Source organism: Streptomyces sp. NPDC051452 (assembly GCF_044454765.1).
In the GTDB taxonomy this organism is placed as follows: Bacteria; Actinomycetota; Actinomycetes; order Streptomycetales; family Streptomycetaceae; genus Streptomyces.
In genome coordinates, this window is sequence record NZ_JBITEB010000010.1 from 97832 (window position 1) to 117391 (window position 19560).

The following is a 19560-nucleotide window of genomic DNA, read 5'->3' on the forward strand; positions in this document are numbered from 1 at the left end:
TCGTCCTAGCCGTACGAGCGCCTCTACAGGGCGTCCTTCGACGGGGTGATCGGCGTACCCGCCTTGCGGCACGGAGGCAGGACGGACCACGGGAAGTTGATCCAGTCGTCCGTGCGCTTCCAGACGTACTCGCACTTCACGAGGGAGTGGGACTTCTCGTAGACCACCGCGGAGCGCACCTCGGCGACGGTGTCCAGACAGAAGTCGCGTACGAGCTTGAGCGTCTTGCCGGTGTCCGCGACGTCGTCGGTGATGAGCACCTTCTTGTCGGAGAAGTCGATGACGTTGGGGACCGGTGCCAGCATGACCGGCATGTCCAGGGTCGTCCCGACGCCGGTGTAGAACTCGACGTTCACCAGGTGGATGTTCTTGCAGTCCAGGGCATAGGCGAGGCCGCCCGCGACGAAGACCCCGCCCCGGGCGATGCTGAGCACGATGTCCGGCTCGTACCCGTCGTCGGCGATGGTCTGCGCCAGTTCGCGCACGGCGGTGCCGAAGCCCTCGTACGTCAGATTCTCCCGCACGTCGCTCATGCCGTGGCCACCCTCACACCTGGGTCCGATGGAAATTGACGTAGGACCGCGAGGCGGTCGGGCCGCGCTGCCCCTGGTACCGGGAGCCGTAGCGCTCGCTGCCGTAGGGGAACTCGGTGGGCGAGGTCAGCCGGAACATGCACAGCTGGCCGATCTTCATCCCCGGCCACAGCTTGATGGGCAGGGTGGCGAGGTTGGACAGCTCCAGGGTCACGTGTCCGCTGAAGCCGGGGTCGATGAACCCGGCGGTGGAGTGCGTGACGAGGCCCAGCCGGCCCAGCGAGCTCTTGCCCTCCAGCCGCGAGGCCAGATCGTCGGGGAGCGAGATCACTTCGTACGTCGAGGCGAGCACGAACTCGCCCGGATGCAGAATGAACGGCTCGTCCCCCTCGGGCTCCACGAGCCGCGTCAGATCCGTCTGCTCGACGGAGGGGTCGATGTGGGGGTACCGGTGGTTCTCGAACACCCGGAAATACCGGTCCAGCCGTACGTCGATGCTCGACGGCTGCACCATGGATTCGTCATAGGGATCGATCCGTACCCGGCCGGCGTCGATCTCGGCCCGGATGTCCTTGTCAGAGAGAAGCACGTAGCGAGGATACGCAAGGCGCGCGGAGCACCGACAATCGCGGCGACTCCGCGCGCCCGCCGGTATCGCGGGGCGTCACGCCCCGCTCACCGCTGGTCCCGCCGAGGGCGCCGTCAGCGCTTCTGCAGGGTGACCGGCACGGCGCTGCGGAGCCGGGCACACCGGGGGCACCTCACGAGCCGCCCGGGCCCGAGGCGCTCGGCCTGCTGCATCGGGAACGACGTGGTGCTGAAGACGTGCCCATCCGCGCAACGGACGACGGTGTGTTCCATCAAGTCCCTCAAGTCCCTTCCCCACGAGCCTCGTCGGGCTCGACCGGCCTGACGACAAAAGCCACATTACGGGATCAAAGAGACGACTCTCCAGGCGGCACTCCGGCCACGCCCGGCCCCTCTTCCACCGCCCCACCGTACGCCCCAACTCCGGCCACCCGCAGCCGGATCCCACCCCTGAAACGACCCCGGGCCCCCGGGTCGAAGCACCCGGGGTCCGCGATGATGTACAGTGAGCGAGCGTCGGAACACCGGATCTTCGGGTCCATCAATCCGAGTTACGCGGGTGTAGTTTAATGGTAGAACATCAGCTTCCCAAGCTGAGAGCGCGAGTTCGATTCTCGTCACCCGCTCCATGTGAAACCCCAGGTCAGCGGCCTGGGGTTTTTTCGTTGGGATGAACTGGAGGCGAGGCCTCAGCTCACCATCCCTGGGCGATGGCGGGCACCCGTCCTGCACGTGCTTTCGCCGTGGGCGGCGCACAAGTCCATGGCAGGAGCAGGCACTTGACTCCCTCGGAGCCTGTGTCAGAGCGGGAGGTCGCCGGGCAGCACCCGGAACGCCTTGTGGCGGCCCAACGGGCGTACGGCCCGGAAGTCTCGTCGGTCGAGGGTGAGAATCGCGTCCGTGTCGTAGTCGGCGGCAAGCGCCACGTTCACCGCGTCGGCGAGGTCGAGGTCCAGCGCGCGGTAGCGGACACGGACGGACTGGGCGGCGCCCAGGTGGTCCTCCGTGATCTCCGGCATGACGACACGACCCCGGCTCATCCAGCGCCGCAGGTCGTCCACCGCGCTGAGGGCAGCCTCCCTGCCGAGCTCGCGCGTCGCCACGTGATCCAGTTCGGCCAGCAGGAGCGGGGACATGACCAGTAGGCCCGCCGCCATGATGGCCTCGTTCGCCGCCCGGTGTTCAGGATGAGCCGAGTCCAGGGCTGCCAGAAGGCCGGACGTATCGGCGATGACAATGATCACGCGGCGGATCCAGAGTCCGAGCCGGTCTCCCGCCGGACGGCGTCGCCGACCGTGTCGCGGACCTCCGACTTGGACAGGGTGCGCCCCGGCCCTTCGAAGGTGCGCGAGAACAGCGGCTCGTCCCAGACCCTGTTCGCCATGGCGGCAAGGTGGATGCCCTGGCGGATGATCTCGGCCTCGCTTATACCTCGGCGCTTGGCGGCCTCCTTGATGATGGCCAGATCCTCGGGGTCGGCGTAGACGTTGGTGCGCTTCATGGACATGTACCAAGCGTAGTCCATGTACCAGATTGATGTATCCCGATTTTCCCGTGTCCCGTGGCCGAGGAGGAGCGGCCCAGCCGACCTCACAGGCCCTTCCGGGTGCCAGACTGTTGGTCGACCGGGCTCGGCCCCTTCTACGCGTCGAGTTCTCTCGGCGGCGATCGACGGCACACTCGTACGCGGCGTACGACACGATCTCCCCGCGGCGCAGCCGCCCGCCATCCCTGACGCCCCCGAGCTGAGCCTGTCCTGGGCGCTCGCCGAAGCCCGGATGTTCCATCTTCAAGGTGTGGGGCGGCCGGCCCGCGCGGAGAGGGCTGCGGCCAAGCAACGGGCGGAGCAGGACGCGCCCGCCTACCTGGCCGCCGAGACAGGCGAAAGGCGCGTGACCGTACCCGGGCCGGCGTGACCGTCAGTCCCCCGCCCGCTCGGCAGGCGCGGGCGGCCCCCCGGTGCCACGCTGGAGGCGGATTCCGGCCCGTGGAATGCGGAGGAGCGGTCATGGAGATCAAACCGCAAGCGGTCGTCATCCCCAAGGAGACCGACCAGTTGGAGCAGGGGAAGTACGGCCCCGTCTTTCCGAGGACTCCGGCCTGCTACGGGTTCACGATCATCGCGGACGTCAAACCGGGCAGGGCCGACGCGATCCGGGAGCACGGCCACATCCTGGCCAAGGCGCTGGAGCAGGATCCGTACCTGCTCGCGCCGTTGAAACTGCACTATCTGCGCTGGGTTCTCTTCGACGACGACACCCGCTTCATGTACCAGGGGATCTTCGACACCGACTTCGACAAATACACCGAGGACGCGGTCGCGCTTTTCAGCAGGGCGGGCGTGAGCACCGCCTTCGAGAACCTCGAGGGATTTCCCGAGGACTGGCGGACGAACCCCGAGGCGTTCGTGCGCTTCGTAAGGGAACACCACTGTCCGAGCTTCATCGAGTACGGAGAGTATCCGTATGTGACGGCGGACGAGATCAAGAAGGCTCTGCGGATCAAGAGCGCCCTGTCGGAGATGCTCGACCAGATGCAGTGAGGCTGAGCGAAATGAGCGAGGTCAGGACCGCGCGCACGTACAACCAGCGGCACGCTGCCCGGAAGTACACCCCTGGCGGGCGGCGCGTGAGCGTGTACGTCTCGTGGAGCTATCCGGCCGAGGCCGGCCGGAACGCGGCCGAGCTGGACAACCGTTTCTCCACGATGACCGAGGTCAGGCGGGCGACCTGGCCCGCGTACGAGGATGCGAAGTGGTCGGACCCCTACCGGTTCCAGCAGGGCATCGCCGGCTCCCTGGAGCTGTTCTTCTGGGCGTGGGTGCCGTTCCAGGACTTCGTCGAGGAGGTCACGGGACACCCCGTCCCGGTGTATCAACGCATCGACCAGGCCGGTTTCCTCACACCGCTCGACGAGCGGGTGCTCGACGACACCGACGTGCTGTTCGTGTTCGGGCTGGACCACGCGGTCACCGAGCAGGAGGCCCGGCCCGGGGAGATCGAGGCCCTGCGGGCGTTCCTCGCCCGGGAGGACGCCCGTCTCGTCCTGGGTCCGCATCACGATGTCGGTTCCTCGGACGACCTGAAGGTCCGCGAGATGGAGTACCGGCACCACGGCGATCCACTGGTGCCTCGGCAGCAGCGGTTCGCCACCTACGTCAGGGACCTGATGAAGGGCCTCGACGTGCCGGTGATGAACCGGTACGGACTGCGGCCGGCCACCCGCGAGGGCAATCAGATCGCCCCGCTGACCACGGTCCGGGATCTGGATCCGAAGGGCTGGCTGGAAGGGGTGACGAACTTCAACTTCCACATGCACCTGCCGCACTACGACGTGACGACCGACGACCCGGACGCGGTCCGTGTGCTGGCCAGGCAGCCCATCGACACTTCGAGGCCGCACCCGTTCACCGAGGCCGGCAACACCGAGTTCAACATGCTCCTGTGGATGCCGCCCGGCGGTGACCGCGCGGCCGACCTGCTGCTGGCGGACTCGACGATCTTCAGTTCCCTGTTCGGCGGCGACGACAGCCTGCGGAACTTCTGGCGCAACCTGGTCTCCGCGTAGGACCGGCCTGGAGGTCAACGGTGAGCGTGCACACGGACGTCGGGTTGGAACTCGAGGACATCCAGCGTGGGGTGCTCAGTCCGCGGCCGACGCCGTACGCGGCGACCTACCTCGCCTTCCGCATCGACGACCCGGGTGACGGGCGGAAGTTGATGCGGCGCGCTAGTACCGCGGTGACCTCCGCGGCGGACTCCGTCAGCCCACTCGGACAGACGTGGGTGAGCGTGGCCGTCACCTGCCGCGGCCTGGAGGTGCTGGGGGTGCCGCGCGCCTCGCTGGACACGTTCGCCTGGGAGTTCCGGCAGGGAATGGCCGCGCGCGCCGAAGCACTGGGCGATGTGGGCGACAGCGGCCCGGAGCACTGGGAAGCGCCGCTGGGCGGCCCCGCCGTGCACGTGGTGATCACGGCGGTCGCGCCCGACCCCGCCCGTCTGGAGGCGGCCGTCGACCGCGCCCGACCCGCCTACGACCGGCTTTCCGGTGTGACGGCGATATGGCGGCAGGACTGCTACGCGCTGCCCACCGAGACCGAGCACTTCGGCTACCGCGACGGAGTCAGCCATCCGGCCGTCGAAGGCAGCGGCATACCGGGATCCAACCAGCTGGAGACACCGCTGAAGGCCGGTGAGTTCGTCCTCGGCTATCCGGACGAACTCGGTGGCATCCAGACCCCGCGGCCGACCGTGCTGGGACGTAACGGCAGCTACGCCGTCTTCCGCAAGCTCCACCAGAACGTCGCCGGGTTCCGCCGCTATCTGAAGGAGAACACCAGCGGCCCCCAGGACGAGGAACTGGTCGCCGCCAAGATCATGGGACGCTGGCGCAGCGGCGCTCCCCTGGCGCTGGCACCGCAGGCCGACGACCCTGCCCTCGGCGCCGACCCGCACCGACGTAACACCTTCCTGTACGACGCCGACGACCCGTCCGGGTTCAAGACTCCCGGCGGCTGCCACATCCGCCGGGCCAACCCCCGTGACGCCGCGGTGGCGGGAGAGGTGCGGCTGCACCGCATGATCCGGCGCGGCGCCGTCTACGGTCCGCCGCTGCCGGAGGGGGTGCTGGAGGACGACGGAGCCGACCGCGGCCTGATGTTCGCGTTCATCGGCGCGCACCTGGGGCGGCAGTTCGAGTTCGTCCAGTCGCAGTGGATGAACGACGGCGTCTTCTTCGGCGCGAACAACGCCCAGGACCCCGTGACCGGAACCCGCGACGGCTCCGACGACTTCACCATCCCGCGGCGGCCGCTGCGCCGACGCCTCGCCTCACTGCCGCGCTTCGTCGTCACGCGGGGCGGCGAGTACTGCTTCCTGCCGAGCCTGACCGCCTTGCGCTGGCTCGGCGATCTGCACGACTGACAGCCCGCGGACGGACGTCCCGGCGCCGTACGCATGTGCCCCGCTGCCGAGCAGCATCCCCGCCAGCACGATCAGGAACGTGACGTTGGAGACGGCCGCCGCCGTGGGGTGCCATGACCGTGCGGTGGGTTCGGCGTAGCGGCGTATCAGCAGGCCGATGGCGAAGGGGACGAGTTGCAGCAGGGCCACGGTCCGCACCAGTGCTCCCACGTCGAGGGAGACGTTGGTGCCCGCGTCGGCGGCGGTGAGGAGGCCGTTGACGGTGGGGGCGAAGGTGACGCTGCCGATGGCGGCGAGCAGCACCTGCATCGCCGCGCCTGCGAAGACGTCACCGCTTTGGACCATGGCGAGCTTCGCTCCGAAGGGGCCGCCCAGGCCGGCGGCGAACATGGTGGCCGCTATGAAGATGACGGTGACTGCGTTGAGTACCAGGTGCAGGGTCTCCATCGGCTTCCCCTCGGGCAGCGGGGCACATGTGTACGCGCTCCTCGGCTCCCTCGCCCTCCTCGCCGGGTTCCTGCTCTCGGCCATCGCCTTCGCCGCAGGAACACTGCTGGCCACGGGGCCGGCCGTGCGGCGCACCACCATGGGCGGCGTCGTGTCCGTGCGCAACGCCGGTCCCGCACTGGCCGCGATCGGCATCGTCTTCGACGACCAGCCCGCCATCCTCGGCGCACTCGCGGCCATCCTCGTCAGCGGCCTGGCGGCAGCCCTTCCGATCGCCACGTTCCTCAGCAGCCGGCGCAAGGCCTCCACATCAGCGGAGACCGAGGCGCTGACGCAGGACCGGCGATGACTCGCTGATCCCCATCGACGGGGCAGGCCGACGAGCGCCCACCTCTACGGCAGAGGCTGCGCCTCGGCGAGGCGCCATCGTCCTCGCCTGTGGTCTGCGTCTCGTTCCTCCTCGGTTCACGGCACCTTCGGCGGTGTCTCGTCCGGCGACGGCGAGGGCGGTCGCCTCATGCCGTCGGAGGAGGTCACAGCGTTGCGGGCGGAAACGCCCGGCAGTGGTACCGCGGCCCGGAAGAAAATATCTGTGGTCGCGAAGCGAGAAACCGGCGCGGCGTCCGACAACTATTCCTGAGGCGAGAGGCGGGGCGGAATTATTTCTCCGGCAGGGCCGGTGTCGACGTGCTACTGTCGACGCCAGTTGCAGGTGTGGTTGCCAGAAGGTTTTTCCGACGGCTGATCATCACGGCGACACGGAATCCGCACAGGGTGGATTCCTGTACACCGTCTCCGAAGGGGAAACAAAATGGCTACTGGCACCGTGAAGTGGTTCAACTCCGAAAAGGGCTTCGGCTTCATCGAGCAGGACGGCGGCGGCGCCGACGTCTTCGCCCACTACTCGAACATCGCCGCCCAGGGCTTCCGCGAGCTGCAGGAAGGCCAGAAGGTGTCGTTCGACATCGCGCAGGGCCAGAAGGGCCCGACGGCCGAGAACATCGTTCCTGCCTGAAGCGCCGGCAACTGACACACGTTGCCGCCGGGGCCCGCACCTTGGGTGCGGGCCCCGGCTTGCTTTGTTTTCCGGGTGCTTCGCATCCGTCATTTCCGGCTCGTTCTCGCGATTCTCTGCGCCGCTCATTTCGCTGCGGAATTTCCTTGATACGTGCCCACGTCGAGGAAGGTTCCGCATGAACCGCACACGCACCACTCGCGCACGCACAACTCGCACATACGATCGCTTCGGGGGAAGTGCCGCGGCAGGCCGCTCCGGTGTTCCGCCCCGTTCCGGCGGTTACAAAACCCGACAGGCCCCGCAGGCCGATTTCGCGCTGCCGAAGACGGTCACCCCGGCATTGCCCGCCGTCGAGTCGTTCGCCGATCTCGACATGCCGGCGCCGTTGCTGGCCGCACTCGGCCACGAGGGCGTGACCGTACCGTTCCCGATCCAGGCGGCGACCCTGCCGAACTCCCTGGCCGGCCGTGACGTACTCGGTCGCGGTCGCACCGGGTCGGGCAAGACCCTCGCCTTCGGCCTCGCGGTACTGGCCCGTACGGCGGGCCGGCGCGCCGAGCCCCGAAGCCCCCTGGCCCTGGTGCTGGTCCCCACCCGTGAGCTGGCCCAGCAGGTCACCGACGCGCTCGCTCCCTACGCCCGCTCCATGCGCCTGCGGCTCGCCACCGTCGTCGGTGGAATGTCCATCGGCAGGCAGGCCGGGGCGTTGCGCGCGGGTGCGGAGGTGGTCGTCGCGACGCCCGGTCGGCTCAAGGACCTGATCGACCGGGGCGACTGCCGGCTCACCGACGTCGGCATCACGGTCCTCGACGAGGCCGACCAGATGACCGACATGGGCTTCATGCCCCAGGTGACCGCCCTGCTCGACCAGGTGCGCCCCGAGGGCCAGCGGTTGCTCTTCTCGGCCACTCTGGACCGCAACGTCGACCTGCTGGTCCGCCGCTATCTGACCGACCCGGTCGTCCACTCGGTCGACCCGTCGGCCGGTGCCGTCACCACGATGGAGCACCACGTCCTCCAGGTGCACGACGCGGACAAGCACCGTACGACCACGGAAATCGCGGCCCGGGACGGCCGGGTCATCATGTTCCTGGACACCAAGCACGCCGTGGACCGGCTGACCAGGCACCTGCTGGACAGCGGTGTCCGCGCCGCGGCCCTGCACGGTGGCAGGTCCCAGCCGCAACGCACCCGGACCCTGGCGCAGTTCAAGGAGGGTCACGTCACGGTGCTGGTGGCCACCAACGTCGCCGCGCGCGGCATCCACGTCGACAGCCTCGACCTGGTCGTCAACGTGGATCCGCCGAGCGACCACAAGGACTACCTGCACCGTGGCGGCCGTACGGCCCGAGCCGGCGAGTCCGGCAGCGTCGTCACCCTCGTGACCCCGGCCCAGCGCCGCGGCATGAGCCGTCTGATGGCCTCGGCCGGCATCACCCCGCAGATCACCCCGGTCCGCTCGGGTGAGGCGGAGTTGAGCCGCATCACCGGCGCCCAGGCGCCTTCCGGCGTCCCGGTGGTCATCACCGCGCCGGTCGCGGAACGCCCGCGCCGTGCGTCCTCGCCGTCCCGGGGCCGCCGGGGCCGCCCCGGTCAGGGCCGGCCCGTCGGCGCGGGGGCGCGCAGGGGACAGCCGCGGCCCGGCAACGAATCGGCCGCCTAGGCACGGCGCGGCGCCCGGACCACCGTGGTCCCGCCGGGACCGCGAGGGTCACCGACCCGAGCGACTCCCGGCTCCCCACCGGTCCAGCGCCCGCCACCCGTTCGACCAGGACGGCACGTACGAGGGCCCGGGTGACCACACCGTCGGTGAGGTCACCCGGGCTCCGGCATGCCTGGGAGAGCCCGGACCCGCGGCAGGGCGACGCGTCTCACCGGTCGAAGTAGCTGAGATCGCCCACGGTCCACGCGCTGACGTCCTTGATCGCGACTCGGTACATGCCACCCGTCTCCGGGATCCCGAGGCTGCCCTGCAGGATCCGGGCGAGATGGAAGTGCAGATGCGTGGGCGCCTCACCGCGAGCGGGCCCGTTCTCCCGCGGCCGGCCGGCGAAGATGCCGGCGAACGGGCCGAGACGGTCCGAGTCCTCCAGGACCTCCGCCACCCGCTCCCGCCACACGGCCTCAGGAGCCAGCCGACCGGTGATGACGGCACCGCCGACGACCACGGTCAGCGCCATCTGATTGCTTCGCTCGGACTCCACAGCGGCGGACAGGGCGACGAGCAGCTCATCAGGGTTCGACATGTCGGCAGAGCCTATCCAACCGGCTGTCCCCCAACCGCCCCCCGGGGGTGTGAAGCGGCCGCGAGACCGGCGGAGGACCGCCGTCCGCCCCCGGCGGTGAGGGCCGATCCGCCGCCGCATCGCCGCAACGACGGCGCCTCGCGAGAGCAATTTTCGCAGGTGACAGGTTTCTTGCTCCACAGGAAAGGTGAAATCTGCCTTTGCCGGAGTAGACATTCGCTCGCGGTGTGGCTAGGCTTCAACTCGTAGCGACGGTCGAACAAGACCCGCCAGACACGAACTGGCGGGTGGACGCAACGAACGCCATCAGGATCGCCCGCTCTGCCGGGCCGGGTAGCCCACTGATGGTGTTGAATTTCCTTCGGGGCCCTGGTGCCGTACGGCACCAGGGCCCCTCGACGCGTTGCACAGCGAGGTGACATGACAGCGGACAACCCTCTCGGTGATCGTCTGGATGACGACGACTACCCGGCCTACACGATGGGCCGGGCAGCCGAGATGCTCGGGACCACCCCGGGCTTCCTCCGAGCCATCGGTGAGGCTCGCCTGATCACTCCGCTCCGCTCGGAAGGAGGCCATCGCCGGTACTCCCGCTACCAGCTGCGGATCGCCGCTCGCGCCCGCGAGCTCGTCGACAGGGGGACGCCGATCGAGGCCGCCTGCCGCATCGTCATCCTCGAGGACCAGCTCGAGGAAGCCCAGCGGATCAACGAGGAGTACCGTCGCGGCACCGGCGAGGCGGCGGACGGTTCCGGCTCCGGCTCCGGCTCCGGCTCCGGCTGATCGTGCGGACGGGGACCGCGTCCGCCGGGTGAGGCCGGCCCGGTCACGGCAGGTTCGGGCGCCAGGACGGTGTTCGAGCGGTGGTCCACGCACCGGCAGGCACGGCCTGTGCCGTCGGTCGGCCCCAACCGGCCGCGGGAGGCTCCGCGTCGCCGGGTTCGCCGTCCTCACGGCGGGCCAAGCCGTAGATCACCGCGGTCAGCGCGGCCAGTTCATGTTCCAGGGGCACGCCCCTGACCACCCGGAACAGCGGGCCCTCGGCGGTCACTGGGGCTGGTTCCCGTGCTTGCGGCTGGGCAGCGGGACGTGCTTGGCGCGCAGCATGGCGAGCGCGCCGATGATCCGGTGCCGCGTCTCGGCCGGGTCGATGACGTCGTCGACGAGGCCGCGCTCGGCGGCGTAGTAAGGGTGCATCAGCTCGCTCCGGTACTCCTTGACCTTCTGGGCGCGCACCGCCTCGGGGTCTTCCGCGGCCGCGATCTCGCGCCGGAAGATGACGTTGGCCGCCCCCTCCGCGCCCATCACCGCGATCTCGTTGGTCGGCCAGGCGAGGGACACGTCGGCGCCGATGGAGCGGGAGTCCATCACGATGTACGCGCCGCCGTACGCCTTGCGCAGGATGACCTGGACGCGCGGCACGGTCGCGTTGCAGTAGGCGTACAGCAGCTTGGCGCCGTGCCGGATGATCCCGCCGTGCTCCTGGTCGACACCGGGCAGGAATCCCGGTACGTCGACCAGGGTGACCAGCGGGATGTTGAACGCGTCGCACAGGGCGACGAAGCGGGCGGCCTTCTCGCTGGCGTGGATGTCCAGCACCCCGGCGAGCGCCGCAGGCTGGTTGGCGACGATCCCCACCACGTGTCCGTCCATCCGGGCCAGGGCGCAGATGATGTTGGTGGCCCACAGCGGCTGGATCTCGAAGCAGTCGCCGTCGTCGACGATCTCCTCGATCACGGCGTGCATGTCGTAGGAGCGGTTGGGGTCCGCGGGCACCAGGTCGTTCAGCCTCTCGGTGAGCCGGCCCGGCGGGTCGGCCGAGGGCAGGTGCGGCGGCAGCTCACGGTTGTTGGAGGGCAGCAGGGACAGCAGGTGGCGCAGGTCCGCGAGGCACTCCTCCTCGTCGTCGTAGGCGAGGCTCGCCACCCCGGACACGGCGGCGTGCGCGTCGGCGCCGCCCAGCGCGTCGTGGCTGATCACCTCGCCGGTCACCGCCTTGACCACGTCGGGTCCGGTGATGAACATCTGAGCGGTTCCGCGCACCATGAACACGAAGTCGGTCAGCGCCGGGGAGTAGGCGGCGCCGCCCGCGCACGGGCCGAGAATCACGCTGATCTGCGGGATGACGCCGGAGTTGCGGACGTTGCGCTGGAAGATACCGCCGTATCCGGCGAGCGCGGTCACGCCCTCCTGGATTCGCGCGCCCGCCCCGTCGCACAGTCCCACGATGGGGGCACCGGCCGCCTCGGCCAGATCCATCACCTTGTGGATCTTGGCGGCGTGCGCCTCGCCGAGGGCGCCGCCGAAGACACGGAAGTCGTGGGCGTAGACGAACACGGTGCGGCCGTCGACGGTGCCCCAGCCGGTGACCACCCCGTCCGTGTAGGGCTTCTTGGCCTCCATGCCGAAACCGGCGGCCCGGTGCCGGCGCAGGGGCTCGATCTCCGTGAACGACCCTTCGTCGAAGAGCAGCCCGACGCGTTCCCGGACGGTCAGTTTGCCCTTGGCCTTCTGCGCCGCGGTCGCCTGCGGACCGGGGCCGCCGTGGGCCTCCTCCCGCAAGCGGGCGAGTTCGGTGACGCGGAGCCGCATCGAGTCCGCCGGCCGCCCGTCATCAACGATGGTCATGCCTGCCCTTCCGATGGAATACACGCCGCATGGGTGAGCCCGATACGGTGACGCTGCCGTGACGGCGAGCGTCCGTGGCGGCCCTACAGCACCGCTCGAAGCCAACTAGGGCCCGTCTTGCGGTACTTGCCGGCATCGTGGGCCCTGATTCCGCCTCGATCCCGGATCCACCGGTGCTCCAGGGTGGTCGCGGAGAGTGACCCTCGGACGCGTTGAATCGGATCCAGGCGGCGGTGTGAGATGTCGGTGACCCCAGACGAATTCCGGGCCTTCTTCGGCTCGTTCCCCACGCCCGTGTCGGTCGTGACGACCGTCGACACGGACGGCACTCCTCGCGGATTCACCTGCAGCGCCGTCACTTCCGTCTCGGTGGATCCCCCGCTGCTGCTGGTCTGCCTGGACCGCTCCGCACGCTCGCTCGGGCCGCTGCTGTCGGCGGGAGCGTTCGTGGTCAACATGCTCGCCGACGGCGCCCAGGACGTGGCGCGGGTCTTCGCGAGCAGATCGGAGCGGAAGTTCGCCGACGTACGGTGGCAGCCCTCGGCGGCCGCCGGGGGAGCGCCCGTCCTGTCGGACCTCGCGGTCGGATACGCCGAGTGCACGGTGACGCGGTCCGTGCAGGCCGGTGACCACTGGATCGTCATCGGCAGGGTGGAGGGGGCCGAGGTCTTCCCCCGGCCGCCGGTGCTGCACCAGCGCGGGGTGTTCGGCGCCTGGCGGCCGGGCGAACTCACCACGGCCACGGGGTGATCGGGGCACTCGCCACGGCCACCGGGTGATCCGGGGCGGGGGTCGCCCCAACGGCGCGACCCCCCGTGTCTCAGGCGTGGCAGTCCGGCAGCCCCCCATGATGCTCGATCATCTTTCCGAAGAGCTCTCCGATGTCCAGCGGGTCACCGGGGGCCGCGCCTCGCTCCTCCGCGTAGGCGCGGTACAGGTTCGGCACCAGCCGTTCGGCGTCCAGCAGCCCGGCGTACTCACCGAGGTCGGCCTCGCGGGCCACGTCGAGGGGGTCGAGGCCGGCCGCCACGCCTTCCCCGGCCAGCCGCTGGATCCAGCGCAGATAGCCCTCGGTCGTGTCGAGCACCTCCGGTCCGGCGACCGGGCCGTGCCCGGTGACGAGGACACGTGCACCGAAGGCGCGCAGCCGGTCCACGGCGGCCAGCGAACCGGACACCGAACCCATCGGACAGAACGGCGTCACCCCGGCCATGACGAGATCGCCGGTGAACAGCACCCGCTGCTCCGGCAGCCAGACGACCGTGTCGTTCGTGGTGTGCGCCGGCCCCAGGTGCACCAACTCGGCACGTATCCCGCCCACATGGAGGGTCAGCCGGTCCTCGTAGGTCACCGTGGGCAGCACGAGACGCACGTCCCCCCAGTCGACCTTCGGCCACAGCGAGGTCAGGTGCAGCCCGGCCGCGGCCATCTCGGTACGCGTCCGGTGCTGCGCCACGACCACGGCCTCGGGGAAGACGAAGTTGCCGAAGGCGTGGTCGCCGTGGAAGTGGGTGTTGACGACGAGCCGGGGCGGGGCCGGGGCGACGGCCGACACGGCCGTGCGCAGTCGCTCGGCGCGCTCCTGCGTCGCGGCGGTGTCGATCAGCGCGGCCTCGCCGTCGGCGACGACCAGACCGGCGTTGTTGAGACACCAGCCGCCGTCCGGCTGTACATAGGCGAACACACCGTCGGCCACCTCCTCCAGGGTGGCTGCCGAGGGGTCGTACTGTCCTGCGCTCATGGTTCTCTCCCGTGGACGTCCGGCGGCGTGGTCGTGCACGGACTGTCGCGCCTGCCTCTGGAGAGCCGGTCGAGTCCGCCTTGCCGGGCGGCCGGGGCACGGGAACTCACCTCGTCTATTGCGGGTAATATTTCTCATTTCATCGAGTCACGCCGGGCTAGTATCGACTCACCGATCAGTCGGGGGGGATTTGTGATACGAATCATGCTGGCCGAAGATATGCACATGGTGCGCGGGGCCTTGGTGGCACTTCTGAATCTTGAACCGGATTTCGAAGTGGTGGCGGAGGTCGAATACGGCGACGCGATCCTGCCGGTCGCCCTGCGGGAACGGCCCGATGTGGTCGTCGTCGACATCGATCTGCCCGGCCTCGACGGCCTCAGCGCGGCGGCCCAGTTGAGGGACCGGGTCCCGGAGTGCGGGGTCCTGATCCTGACCAGTCTGGACCGCCCGGGCACCCTGCGGCGCGCGCTGGCCGCCCGGGCCCTGGGCTATCTGCGCAAGGACGCCCCGTCCCAGGAACTGGCGGAGGCGGTACGCAAGGTCGCGGCCCACGAGCTGGCGGTGGACCGCCGGTTGATGCACGCGGCGTGGAGCCACGAGGACAACCCGCTCACCAGCCGGGAGACGGAGGTGCTGCGCTGGGCGGCGTCCGGTGCGGAGGCTACCGAGATCGCCGCCCAGGTCCATCTGTCGGTGGGTACCGTGCGCAACTACCTCACCGCGGCCGTGACCAAGCTCAACGCACGCAATCGGCTTGACGCGGTGCGGATCGCGTCGGAGGCGGGCTGGTTGTGACCGCCGGCCGGGAGGTGGCGAGCGGGCAGCTGGCGATGACGTGGAACCAGCCCTGCTCGTCCACCTCGGCGGTGAGCGCGCCGCCCAGACGGCACATCCGTTCGGCCAGGTTGTCCAGGCCCCGTCCGACCACCGGCATCCGCGGACCGCTCTCCCGTACGCCGTCGTTGGACAGCGTCAGCCGCACATGGGAGTCCTCCTCCCGCAGGCTGATGCGGCACCGGCTCGGATCGGCGTGCCGCAGCAGGTTGGTGACGCCCTCGCGGAGCACCGTGGCGAGCACGGTCTCGATCTGGCAGCCCCAACGGCCCTCCTGGGCCTTGATGTCGGCATCGATGCCGGCGGTCGCCAGCACCCGTCGTACGGCGGCGACCTCGTCCTCGAGGGACAGCTCCCGGTAGGAGTAGGCCACCGTCCGCACGTCCGACAGGGCCTGACGTGAGATGTCCAGCACTTCGCCGAGTTCCGTACGGGCCCGGTCGTTGTCCTCGACCATCCGGTACGCCAGTTCGCTCTTGAGCGTGATGGAGGCGAGGCTGTACCCGAGCAGGTCGTGCAGGTCCCGGGAGAAGCGCAGACGCTCCCGGCTGACGGCGAGGTGGGCGCGTTCGCCCTGGTTGCGATGGGCCTCGCTCAGCAGCTCCGCCAGGCACAGCAGGCCGTAGATCATCAGCCCGGTCATCGCGGTGCCGACGGTCAGGCAGGCGATGTCGAGCATCGGGAAGCCCATGAAGACGGCCAGGGCGCCCGCCGTCACCGGATAGAGAGCGAACAGGATCCACGAGAGCGGGGCATCCACGATCAGCAGGGTGCTGCCCGCCACGAACCCGCCCATGCCGCCCCAGGCGGCGCTGAAGAGCACGACCGGGGCGAAAGTGAAGAACGCCTGGAGCAGGAGCGTCCATTTGCCGTATCGGGCCCGGATTCGCCGGCCCGGTTCGGCGCAGTGGACGAATTGCAGCCCCAGGACCGCGAAGAAGGAGATCAGGCAGACCACGATGGACCGGGCCCCCGGATGGGCCGCCACCAGTCGTAACATGCCGGTCAGGCCGAACCCGCACTGGGCGAGGGCGATGACAATCACCGGAAACCACGGTGACAGGTGCCGGTTACTCGTGCCGGTTATTTCGAAAGCCGCTTCGGTTAATGCGTTCCCCCGTGCTATACCGCTCATGGGTCCTCCTCGACAGACCACGCGGACAAGCCATTCCACACGAAGCATACGGAAGTCGGCCGCCCGAACGAAGGAAATGTGGTGCGTCACTCCCCGGCGCCGCCCCTTCCCGTGGTAAAGCCGCATCTCACAGTCGAATCGGACGACAGGGATCCGTTTTCTCGTGTGGTGGCGGGGCGTCGACGGGTGGTCGTCGGCGCGGGAATCAATCCGGCCACCGCGGCAAGAACTGATCGAATATTCCCGGATCGCGCAACGGTGAAATATCGGCCCCCTCCCCGGGGAAGGCGGTGACCATGCCCGCCCCCGCGACATGGGCGATGATCGCCTGGGCCAGCAGCGGCGCCGTCGCCCGGTCCGCGGCCTGCGCCGGCGTGACGCACCGCTGGAGCATCCGCGTCGTGAGCAGCGCCTCCGGCCGGTGCAGCAGCACCCGGTGACACGCCGTCGAGGAGAACAGTTCGGCGTCGGCGCCGCGCAGGGTCAGCCTGCACCGGCAGGACAGCCGCACTCGCCGTTGCGGCGGGGGCAGGACCGGCCGGAACCGGGCCTGACGGCACACCGGGACCACCGAGAGCACCGGCCCTCGCCTGTCGTCCAGCCCGATCGAACGCACCACGAGGTGCTGCAACCGGCCCAGCGCGGTGGCGAGCACGACGGGCAGAGCCGGGATCAGATCGGTGCCGGGCGACCCCTCGAATGCCCCGCGCGGCGCGTCCACCACGTTCTCCAGGGAGATCGGTCCCAGCATCATCCGGTCGAGCGCCCTGCGTACGAGGGGGTGCGGGGACGGCAACCGCACCCGGTCGACGGCACTGCGGACCACGAGCACGCGGCCGCCCTCCACGTCCTCCAGCACGGCGTCGTCGCGCAGCGACCACAGGGACCGGGGGCGTCTTCCGTCCACGGGTGAGATTCCTTCTACCGAGACCTGTAATGGGTGACTAACTGTGCCGTCATACGGCCGTAAAGAAGGTCACCATGTCACCAGCACTTCGTTACAGCTTCAAGCACGCCTTCCGGTTGCGTGAGTTCGTCACAAGGTCTCTGTGAAGGGGTCACTACTTTCGGCGAGGACCTCGTGGAATGCTCGAGAAGCACTCAGCGACCAGGGCGGCTCCCATGACCAGGACTCGCCCCGAGGAGAGGCTCCCACATGCGAATCGAGATACTGGGTCCTGTCGAAATCCGGATGAACGGGGTGTCGATTGTTCCGAGCGCGGGAAAGCCGCGGCAGGTCCTGGCCCTGCTCGGCATCCGTGCGGGGCAGATCGTGCCGGTGACGACCCTGATGGAAGAGGTGTGGGGCGACGATCCACCGCGCAGCGCCGTCACCACGTTGCAGACGTACATACTGCAGCTGCGGCGGAAGATCGCCTCGACCCTGCCGCCGGAGCAGGCCACGACCGCCAAGGACGTCCTGAGCACCCGGTTCGGCGGCTACAGCATCGGCGTGCGCCCGGACGTCTGCGACCTGCGGGAGTTCGAGCGGCTCTCCGCGCAGGGCATGACGGCCCTGGAGGCCGGCGACGCGCGGACCGCCTCCGCCCGGCTCGGACAGGCGCTGTCCCTGTGGCGGGGCACCGCGCTCCTGGACGTGCCGATGGGCCGGGTGCTGGAGATGGAGACGCTCGGCCTCCACGAGGCGCGTATGCGAGTCCTGGAGCAGCGGATCAAGGCCGATCTGCAGCTGGGCCGGCACGCCGAGCTGCTCGCCGAGCTGCGCGTCCTGACCACCCAGCACCCGCTGCACGAGATGTTCGCGGGCAATCTGATGCTGGCCTTCTACCGGTCGGGGGCAGTCTGGCGGGCACTGGAACTCTTCCAGCAGCTGCGCAGGACACTCGACGACGAGCTGGGCATCGTGCCCTCCCCGCGGTTGCAGCAGCTGCACCAGGCGATCCTGGTCGGCGACCCGGCCCTGGACGCCCCGCAGTTCACGATGGACGCGCCACTGTCCGTGGCCGCCTGATCGGCCCGCCGCGGGTGCGGTCGCCCGGCCTGAACGGTCGCCGCCGCCGCACCCGACGACGGGCGGGTGGGCGAGTTCAGCCCAGGTGGTCGTAATCGACGACGCGGGAACGCATCAGCACCCGGTCGTCGGAGACCTCCAGCACGTCACGCACGATGCAGCTGGGCCAGATCTCCGGTTCCGGCTTGCCGCCCGGGCGGGTGCGCACCACCAGGGCGTACACCGTGGACCGCAGGGTGCCGTCGGGCTGGGGGTCGAGCACGATCTGGTTGAACCAGTGCCGCCGCTGGACCGGCTCGTCCCGGTACCGCTCCTGGAAGCGGACGAGTTCGGCGAGGATGCCCTGCCGCGTACGGGCGGGCTCGGTGCCGGGGGTGTGCTGGAAGACGCCGTCCCGCGTGAACGTCGCGGCGTACTCCTCGAACCGGCCCTCGTCCAACGCCTGCATCTGGCGTGCGTAGAACTGCTGGATCCGCGCGTACTCATGGGGCGGCACGGTCGTGCTGGTCATGGGCTTCCTCCGGTGCCAGGTCAGCGAGGGTCCCACCGTGGACCGCCCGACTCGAAGGCGGCTTGAGCGCCGCTGACGTGGGCCGCGCCGCGGCGGTGTCGAGAACTCTTCGACCGCCGCTCAAGGACTTCGGCGCAGGCTCGGTCCGTTGGAGTGAACGCAGGTGAGGGAGAGAACATGGCGGAGGCAGTCAAGCCGGTCGCACTCGTGACCGGGGCCACCAGCGGTATCGGGCTGGAGATCACCAAGCGTCTGGCCGGGCTCGGCGCCCGCGTCTACATCTGCGCCCGGCAGGAGCGGCAGCTGGCCGCCACGGTCAAGGAGCTGCAGGACCAGGGCCTCGACGTCGACGGCACCACGTGCGACGTGGCGCGGCCCGAGCAGATCCGGGCCCTGGTCAGGGCCGCGGTGGAGCGCTTCGGGCCGATCGACATCCTGGTCAACAACGCCGGCCGCAGCGGCGGCGGAGCCACCGCGGAGATCCCCGACGAGCTGTGGCTGGATGTGATCAACACCAATCTCAACAGCGTCTTCCTGGTCACCAAGGAGGTCCTCACCACGGGCGGCATGCTCGACAAGGACCGCGGCCGGATCATCAACATCGCCTCCACGGGCGGCAAGCAGGGCGTCGTGCACGCGGCCCCCTACTCCGCCTCCAAGCACGGCGTCGTGGGCTTCTCCAAGGCGCTCGGGCTCGAACTGGCCCGAACCGGGATCACCGTGAACGCGGTGTGCCCGGGCTTCGTCGAGACCCCGATGGCGGAGCGGGTGCGCGAACACTACGGCACCATCTGGGGAGTCAGCGAGCAGGAGACGCACGACCGCATCACCACGCGCGTGCCGCTGGGCCGTTACGTGGAGACGCGTGAGGTCGCCGCCATGGTCGAGTACCTGGTCGGCGACGACGCCGCCGCGGTGACGGCGCAGGCGCTCAACGTCTGCGGCGGACTCGGCAACTACTGAGCGGGACCCGGCCGCCGGC

General features: G+C 69.6%; 23 protein-coding genes and 1 tRNA gene. 12 read left to right on the top strand and 12 right to left on the bottom strand.

Annotated features, from left to right (window positions below; translation table 11 throughout):
- Nucleotides 1-23: 23 nt before the first annotated feature.
- Both ACIBA9_RS23140 and dcd read right to left on the bottom strand, forming a co-directional pair.
- Complete coding sequence (locus ACIBA9_RS23140) at nucleotides 24-533, bottom strand: phosphoribosyltransferase (RefSeq protein WP_399365744.1); 510 nt, start codon at nucleotides 531-533, stop codon at nucleotides 24-26.
- A 13-nt stretch (nucleotides 534-546) separates the two neighbouring features.
- Entirely contained in the window at nucleotides 547-1122 is a 576-nt protein-coding gene (dcd, locus tag ACIBA9_RS23145; protein ID WP_393902887.1) for a dCTP deaminase, read from the bottom strand.
- 554 nt (nucleotides 1123-1676) lie between these two features.
- On the opposite strand from dcd, the gene ACIBA9_RS23150 reads away from it, so the two are divergent.
- Nucleotides 1677-1750 (top strand) — tRNA-Gly (locus ACIBA9_RS23150).
- Nucleotides 1751-1921: 171 nt separating this feature from the next.
- Here the strand turns inward: ACIBA9_RS23150 and ACIBA9_RS23155 are convergent.
- Both ACIBA9_RS23155 and ACIBA9_RS23160 read right to left on the bottom strand, forming a co-directional pair.
- Nucleotides 1922-2365, bottom strand: a complete 444-nt coding sequence (locus ACIBA9_RS23155) for a PIN domain-containing protein (protein ID WP_399365747.1) — start codon at nucleotides 2363-2365, stop codon at nucleotides 1922-1924.
- Nucleotides 2362-2628: a CopG family transcriptional regulator gene (locus ACIBA9_RS23160; protein WP_399365749.1), complete on the bottom strand. Its 267-nt coding sequence runs from the start codon at nucleotides 2626-2628 to the stop codon at nucleotides 2362-2364. The genes ACIBA9_RS23155 and ACIBA9_RS23160 overlap by 4 nt, the downstream gene beginning before the upstream one ends.
- Nucleotides 2629-3129: 501 nt before the next feature.
- On the opposite strand from ACIBA9_RS23160, the gene ACIBA9_RS23165 reads away from it, so the two are divergent.
- The 3 genes from ACIBA9_RS23165 to ACIBA9_RS23175 are packed head-to-tail and all read left to right on the top strand — an operon-like array spanning nucleotide 3130 to nucleotide 6043.
- Nucleotides 3130-3663 (top strand): hypothetical protein, encoded by a 534-nt coding sequence (locus ACIBA9_RS23165; RefSeq protein ID WP_399365751.1) that lies wholly within the window; start codon nucleotides 3130-3132, stop codon nucleotides 3661-3663.
- A gap of 11 nt (nucleotides 3664-3674) precedes the next feature.
- Nucleotides 3675-4688: a hypothetical protein gene (locus ACIBA9_RS23170; protein ID WP_399365753.1), complete on the top strand. Its 1014-nt coding sequence runs from the start codon at nucleotides 3675-3677 to the stop codon at nucleotides 4686-4688.
- 20 nt (nucleotides 4689-4708) lie between these two features.
- Complete coding sequence (locus tag ACIBA9_RS23175; RefSeq protein WP_399365755.1) at nucleotides 4709-6043, top strand: Dyp-type peroxidase; 1335 nt, start codon at nucleotides 4709-4711, stop codon at nucleotides 6041-6043.
- Here ACIBA9_RS23175 and ACIBA9_RS23180 read toward each other — a convergent pair.
- Nucleotides 5951-6490, bottom strand: coding sequence for a hypothetical protein (locus ACIBA9_RS23180; RefSeq protein ID WP_399365757.1), 540 nt, complete (start codon nucleotides 6488-6490; stop codon nucleotides 5951-5953). The genes ACIBA9_RS23175 and ACIBA9_RS23180 overlap by 93 nt on opposite strands.
- On the opposite strand from ACIBA9_RS23180, the gene ACIBA9_RS23185 reads away from it, so the two are divergent.
- The 3 genes from ACIBA9_RS23185 to ACIBA9_RS23195 all read left to right on the top strand — a co-directional run bounded on the left by ACIBA9_RS23185 (nucleotide 6465) and on the right by ACIBA9_RS23195 (nucleotide 9171).
- On the top strand, nucleotides 6465-6839 hold the full coding sequence (locus tag ACIBA9_RS23185) for a hypothetical protein (protein WP_399365759.1): 375 nt from the start codon (nucleotides 6465-6467) through the stop codon (nucleotides 6837-6839). The genes ACIBA9_RS23180 and ACIBA9_RS23185 overlap by 26 nt on opposite strands.
- A gap of 462 nt (nucleotides 6840-7301) precedes the next feature.
- Complete coding sequence (locus tag ACIBA9_RS23190) at nucleotides 7302-7505, top strand: cold-shock protein (RefSeq protein ID WP_398462404.1); 204 nt, start codon at nucleotides 7302-7304, stop codon at nucleotides 7503-7505.
- 178 nt (nucleotides 7506-7683) lie between these two features.
- Nucleotides 7684-9171, top strand: a complete 1488-nt coding sequence (locus ACIBA9_RS23195) for a DEAD/DEAH box helicase (RefSeq protein ID WP_399365761.1) — start codon at nucleotides 7684-7686, stop codon at nucleotides 9169-9171.
- A 208-nt stretch (nucleotides 9172-9379) separates the two neighbouring features.
- Here the strand turns inward: ACIBA9_RS23195 and ACIBA9_RS23200 are convergent, their stop codons facing one another.
- Complete coding sequence (locus ACIBA9_RS23200) at nucleotides 9380-9754, bottom strand: hypothetical protein (RefSeq protein WP_399365763.1); 375 nt, start codon at nucleotides 9752-9754, stop codon at nucleotides 9380-9382.
- Between the two features lie 420 nt (nucleotides 9755-10174).
- On the opposite strand from ACIBA9_RS23200, the gene ACIBA9_RS23205 reads away from it, so the two are divergent.
- Nucleotides 10175-10537 carry a MerR family transcriptional regulator gene (locus tag ACIBA9_RS23205; RefSeq protein ID WP_399365765.1) on the top strand — a complete coding sequence of 121 codons (363 nt, stop codon included), beginning with the start codon at nucleotides 10175-10177 and terminating at the stop codon, nucleotides 10535-10537.
- Between the two features lie 43 nt (nucleotides 10538-10580).
- On the opposite strand, the gene ACIBA9_RS23210 is transcribed toward ACIBA9_RS23205, so the two are convergent.
- Nucleotides 10581-10805 carry an acyl-CoA carboxylase subunit epsilon gene (locus ACIBA9_RS23210; RefSeq protein ID WP_399365767.1) on the bottom strand — a complete coding sequence of 75 codons (225 nt, stop codon included), beginning with the start codon at nucleotides 10803-10805 and terminating at the stop codon, nucleotides 10581-10583.
- Entirely contained in the window at nucleotides 10802-12382 is a 1581-nt protein-coding gene (locus tag ACIBA9_RS23215; RefSeq protein ID WP_399365769.1) for an acyl-CoA carboxylase subunit beta, read from the bottom strand. The genes ACIBA9_RS23210 and ACIBA9_RS23215 overlap by 4 nt, the downstream gene beginning before the upstream one ends.
- Nucleotides 12383-12628: 246 nt before the next feature.
- On the opposite strand from ACIBA9_RS23215, the gene ACIBA9_RS23220 reads away from it, so the two are divergent.
- Complete coding sequence (locus tag ACIBA9_RS23220) at nucleotides 12629-13132, top strand: flavin reductase family protein (RefSeq protein WP_399365771.1); 504 nt, start codon at nucleotides 12629-12631, stop codon at nucleotides 13130-13132.
- Between the two features lie 70 nt (nucleotides 13133-13202).
- Here the strand turns inward: ACIBA9_RS23220 and ACIBA9_RS23225 are convergent, their stop codons facing one another.
- Nucleotides 13203-14123, bottom strand: a complete 921-nt coding sequence (locus ACIBA9_RS23225) for an MBL fold metallo-hydrolase (RefSeq protein ID WP_399365773.1) — start codon at nucleotides 14121-14123, stop codon at nucleotides 13203-13205.
- 204 nt (nucleotides 14124-14327) lie between these two features.
- Here ACIBA9_RS23225 and ACIBA9_RS23230 point away from each other — a divergent pair, with 204 nt between their 5' ends.
- A complete protein-coding gene (locus tag ACIBA9_RS23230) occupies nucleotides 14328-14921 on the top strand; it encodes a response regulator transcription factor (protein WP_362149969.1) in 594 nt (197 codons plus the stop codon).
- On the opposite strand, the gene ACIBA9_RS23235 is transcribed toward ACIBA9_RS23230, so the two are convergent.
- Together ACIBA9_RS23235 and ACIBA9_RS23240 are read right to left on the bottom strand one after the other, a co-directional pair.
- Nucleotides 14863-16005, bottom strand: a complete 1143-nt coding sequence (locus tag ACIBA9_RS23235) for a sensor histidine kinase (RefSeq protein WP_399365776.1) — start codon at nucleotides 16003-16005, stop codon at nucleotides 14863-14865. The two genes, ACIBA9_RS23230 and ACIBA9_RS23235, sit on opposite strands and share 59 nt — an antisense overlap.
- A gap of 295 nt (nucleotides 16006-16300) precedes the next feature.
- Nucleotides 16301-17002, bottom strand: coding sequence for a hypothetical protein (locus tag ACIBA9_RS23240; protein ID WP_399365778.1), 702 nt, complete (start codon nucleotides 17000-17002; stop codon nucleotides 16301-16303).
- 249 nt (nucleotides 17003-17251) lie between these two features.
- Here ACIBA9_RS23240 and ACIBA9_RS23245 point away from each other — a divergent pair, with 249 nt between their 5' ends.
- The gene (locus ACIBA9_RS23245; protein WP_399365780.1) at nucleotides 17252-18067 is read left to right on the top strand and encodes a BTAD domain-containing putative transcriptional regulator; all 816 of its coding nucleotides are present in this window, start codon (nucleotides 17252-17254) and stop codon (nucleotides 18065-18067) included.
- A 76-nt stretch (nucleotides 18068-18143) separates the two neighbouring features.
- Here the strand turns inward: ACIBA9_RS23245 and ACIBA9_RS23250 are convergent, their stop codons facing one another.
- Nucleotides 18144-18578: a nuclear transport factor 2 family protein gene (locus ACIBA9_RS23250; RefSeq protein WP_362149965.1), complete on the bottom strand. Its 435-nt coding sequence runs from the start codon at nucleotides 18576-18578 to the stop codon at nucleotides 18144-18146.
- Between the two features lie 177 nt (nucleotides 18579-18755).
- On the opposite strand from ACIBA9_RS23250, the gene ACIBA9_RS23255 reads away from it, so the two are divergent.
- The gene (locus tag ACIBA9_RS23255; protein ID WP_362149964.1) at nucleotides 18756-19541 is read left to right on the top strand and encodes a 3-oxoacyl-ACP reductase; all 786 of its coding nucleotides are present in this window, start codon (nucleotides 18756-18758) and stop codon (nucleotides 19539-19541) included.
- Nucleotides 19542-19560 lie beyond the last annotated feature (19 nt).

What these genes read in the sequence shown, in the direction of transcription:
- ACIBA9_RS23180 (WP_399365757.1), bottom strand. Translation starts at nt 6,490, where the DNA reads ATGGAGACCCTGCACCTGGTACTCAACGCAGTCACCGTCATCTTCATA.
- ACIBA9_RS23255 (WP_362149964.1), top strand. Translation starts at nt 18,756, where the DNA reads ATGGCGGAGGCAGTCAAGCCGGTCGCACTCGTGACCGGGGCCACCAGC.
- ACIBA9_RS23250 (WP_362149965.1), bottom strand. Translation starts at nt 18,578, where the DNA reads ATGACCAGCACGACCGTGCCGCCCCATGAGTACGCGCGGATCCAGCAG.
- ACIBA9_RS23160 (WP_399365749.1), bottom strand. Translation starts at nt 2,628, where the DNA reads ATGTCCATGAAGCGCACCAACGTCTACGCCGACCCCGAGGATCTGGCC.
- ACIBA9_RS23170 (WP_399365753.1), top strand. Translation starts at nt 3,675, where the DNA reads ATGAGCGAGGTCAGGACCGCGCGCACGTACAACCAGCGGCACGCTGCC.
- ACIBA9_RS23225 (WP_399365773.1), bottom strand. Translation starts at nt 14,123, where the DNA reads ATGAGCGCAGGACAGTACGACCCCTCGGCAGCCACCCTGGAGGAGGTG.
- ACIBA9_RS23200 (WP_399365763.1), bottom strand. Translation starts at nt 9,754, where the DNA reads ATGTCGAACCCTGATGAGCTGCTCGTCGCCCTGTCCGCCGCTGTGGAG.
- ACIBA9_RS23215 (WP_399365769.1), bottom strand. Translation starts at nt 12,382, where the DNA reads ATGACCATCGTTGATGACGGGCGGCCGGCGGACTCGATGCGGCTCCGC.
- ACIBA9_RS23165 (WP_399365751.1), top strand. Translation starts at nt 3,130, where the DNA reads ATGGAGATCAAACCGCAAGCGGTCGTCATCCCCAAGGAGACCGACCAG.
- ACIBA9_RS23245 (WP_399365780.1), top strand. Translation starts at nt 17,252, where the DNA reads ATGCGAATCGAGATACTGGGTCCTGTCGAAATCCGGATGAACGGGGTG.
- ACIBA9_RS23230 (WP_362149969.1), top strand. Translation starts at nt 14,328, where the DNA reads ATGCTGGCCGAAGATATGCACATGGTGCGCGGGGCCTTGGTGGCACTT.
- ACIBA9_RS23140 (WP_399365744.1), bottom strand. Translation starts at nt 533, where the DNA reads ATGAGCGACGTGCGGGAGAATCTGACGTACGAGGGCTTCGGCACCGCC.
- ACIBA9_RS23195 (WP_399365761.1), top strand. Translation starts at nt 7,684, where the DNA reads ATGAACCGCACACGCACCACTCGCGCACGCACAACTCGCACATACGAT.
- ACIBA9_RS23190 (WP_398462404.1), top strand. Translation starts at nt 7,302, where the DNA reads ATGGCTACTGGCACCGTGAAGTGGTTCAACTCCGAAAAGGGCTTCGGC.
- ACIBA9_RS23205 (WP_399365765.1), top strand. Translation starts at nt 10,175, where the DNA reads ATGACAGCGGACAACCCTCTCGGTGATCGTCTGGATGACGACGACTAC.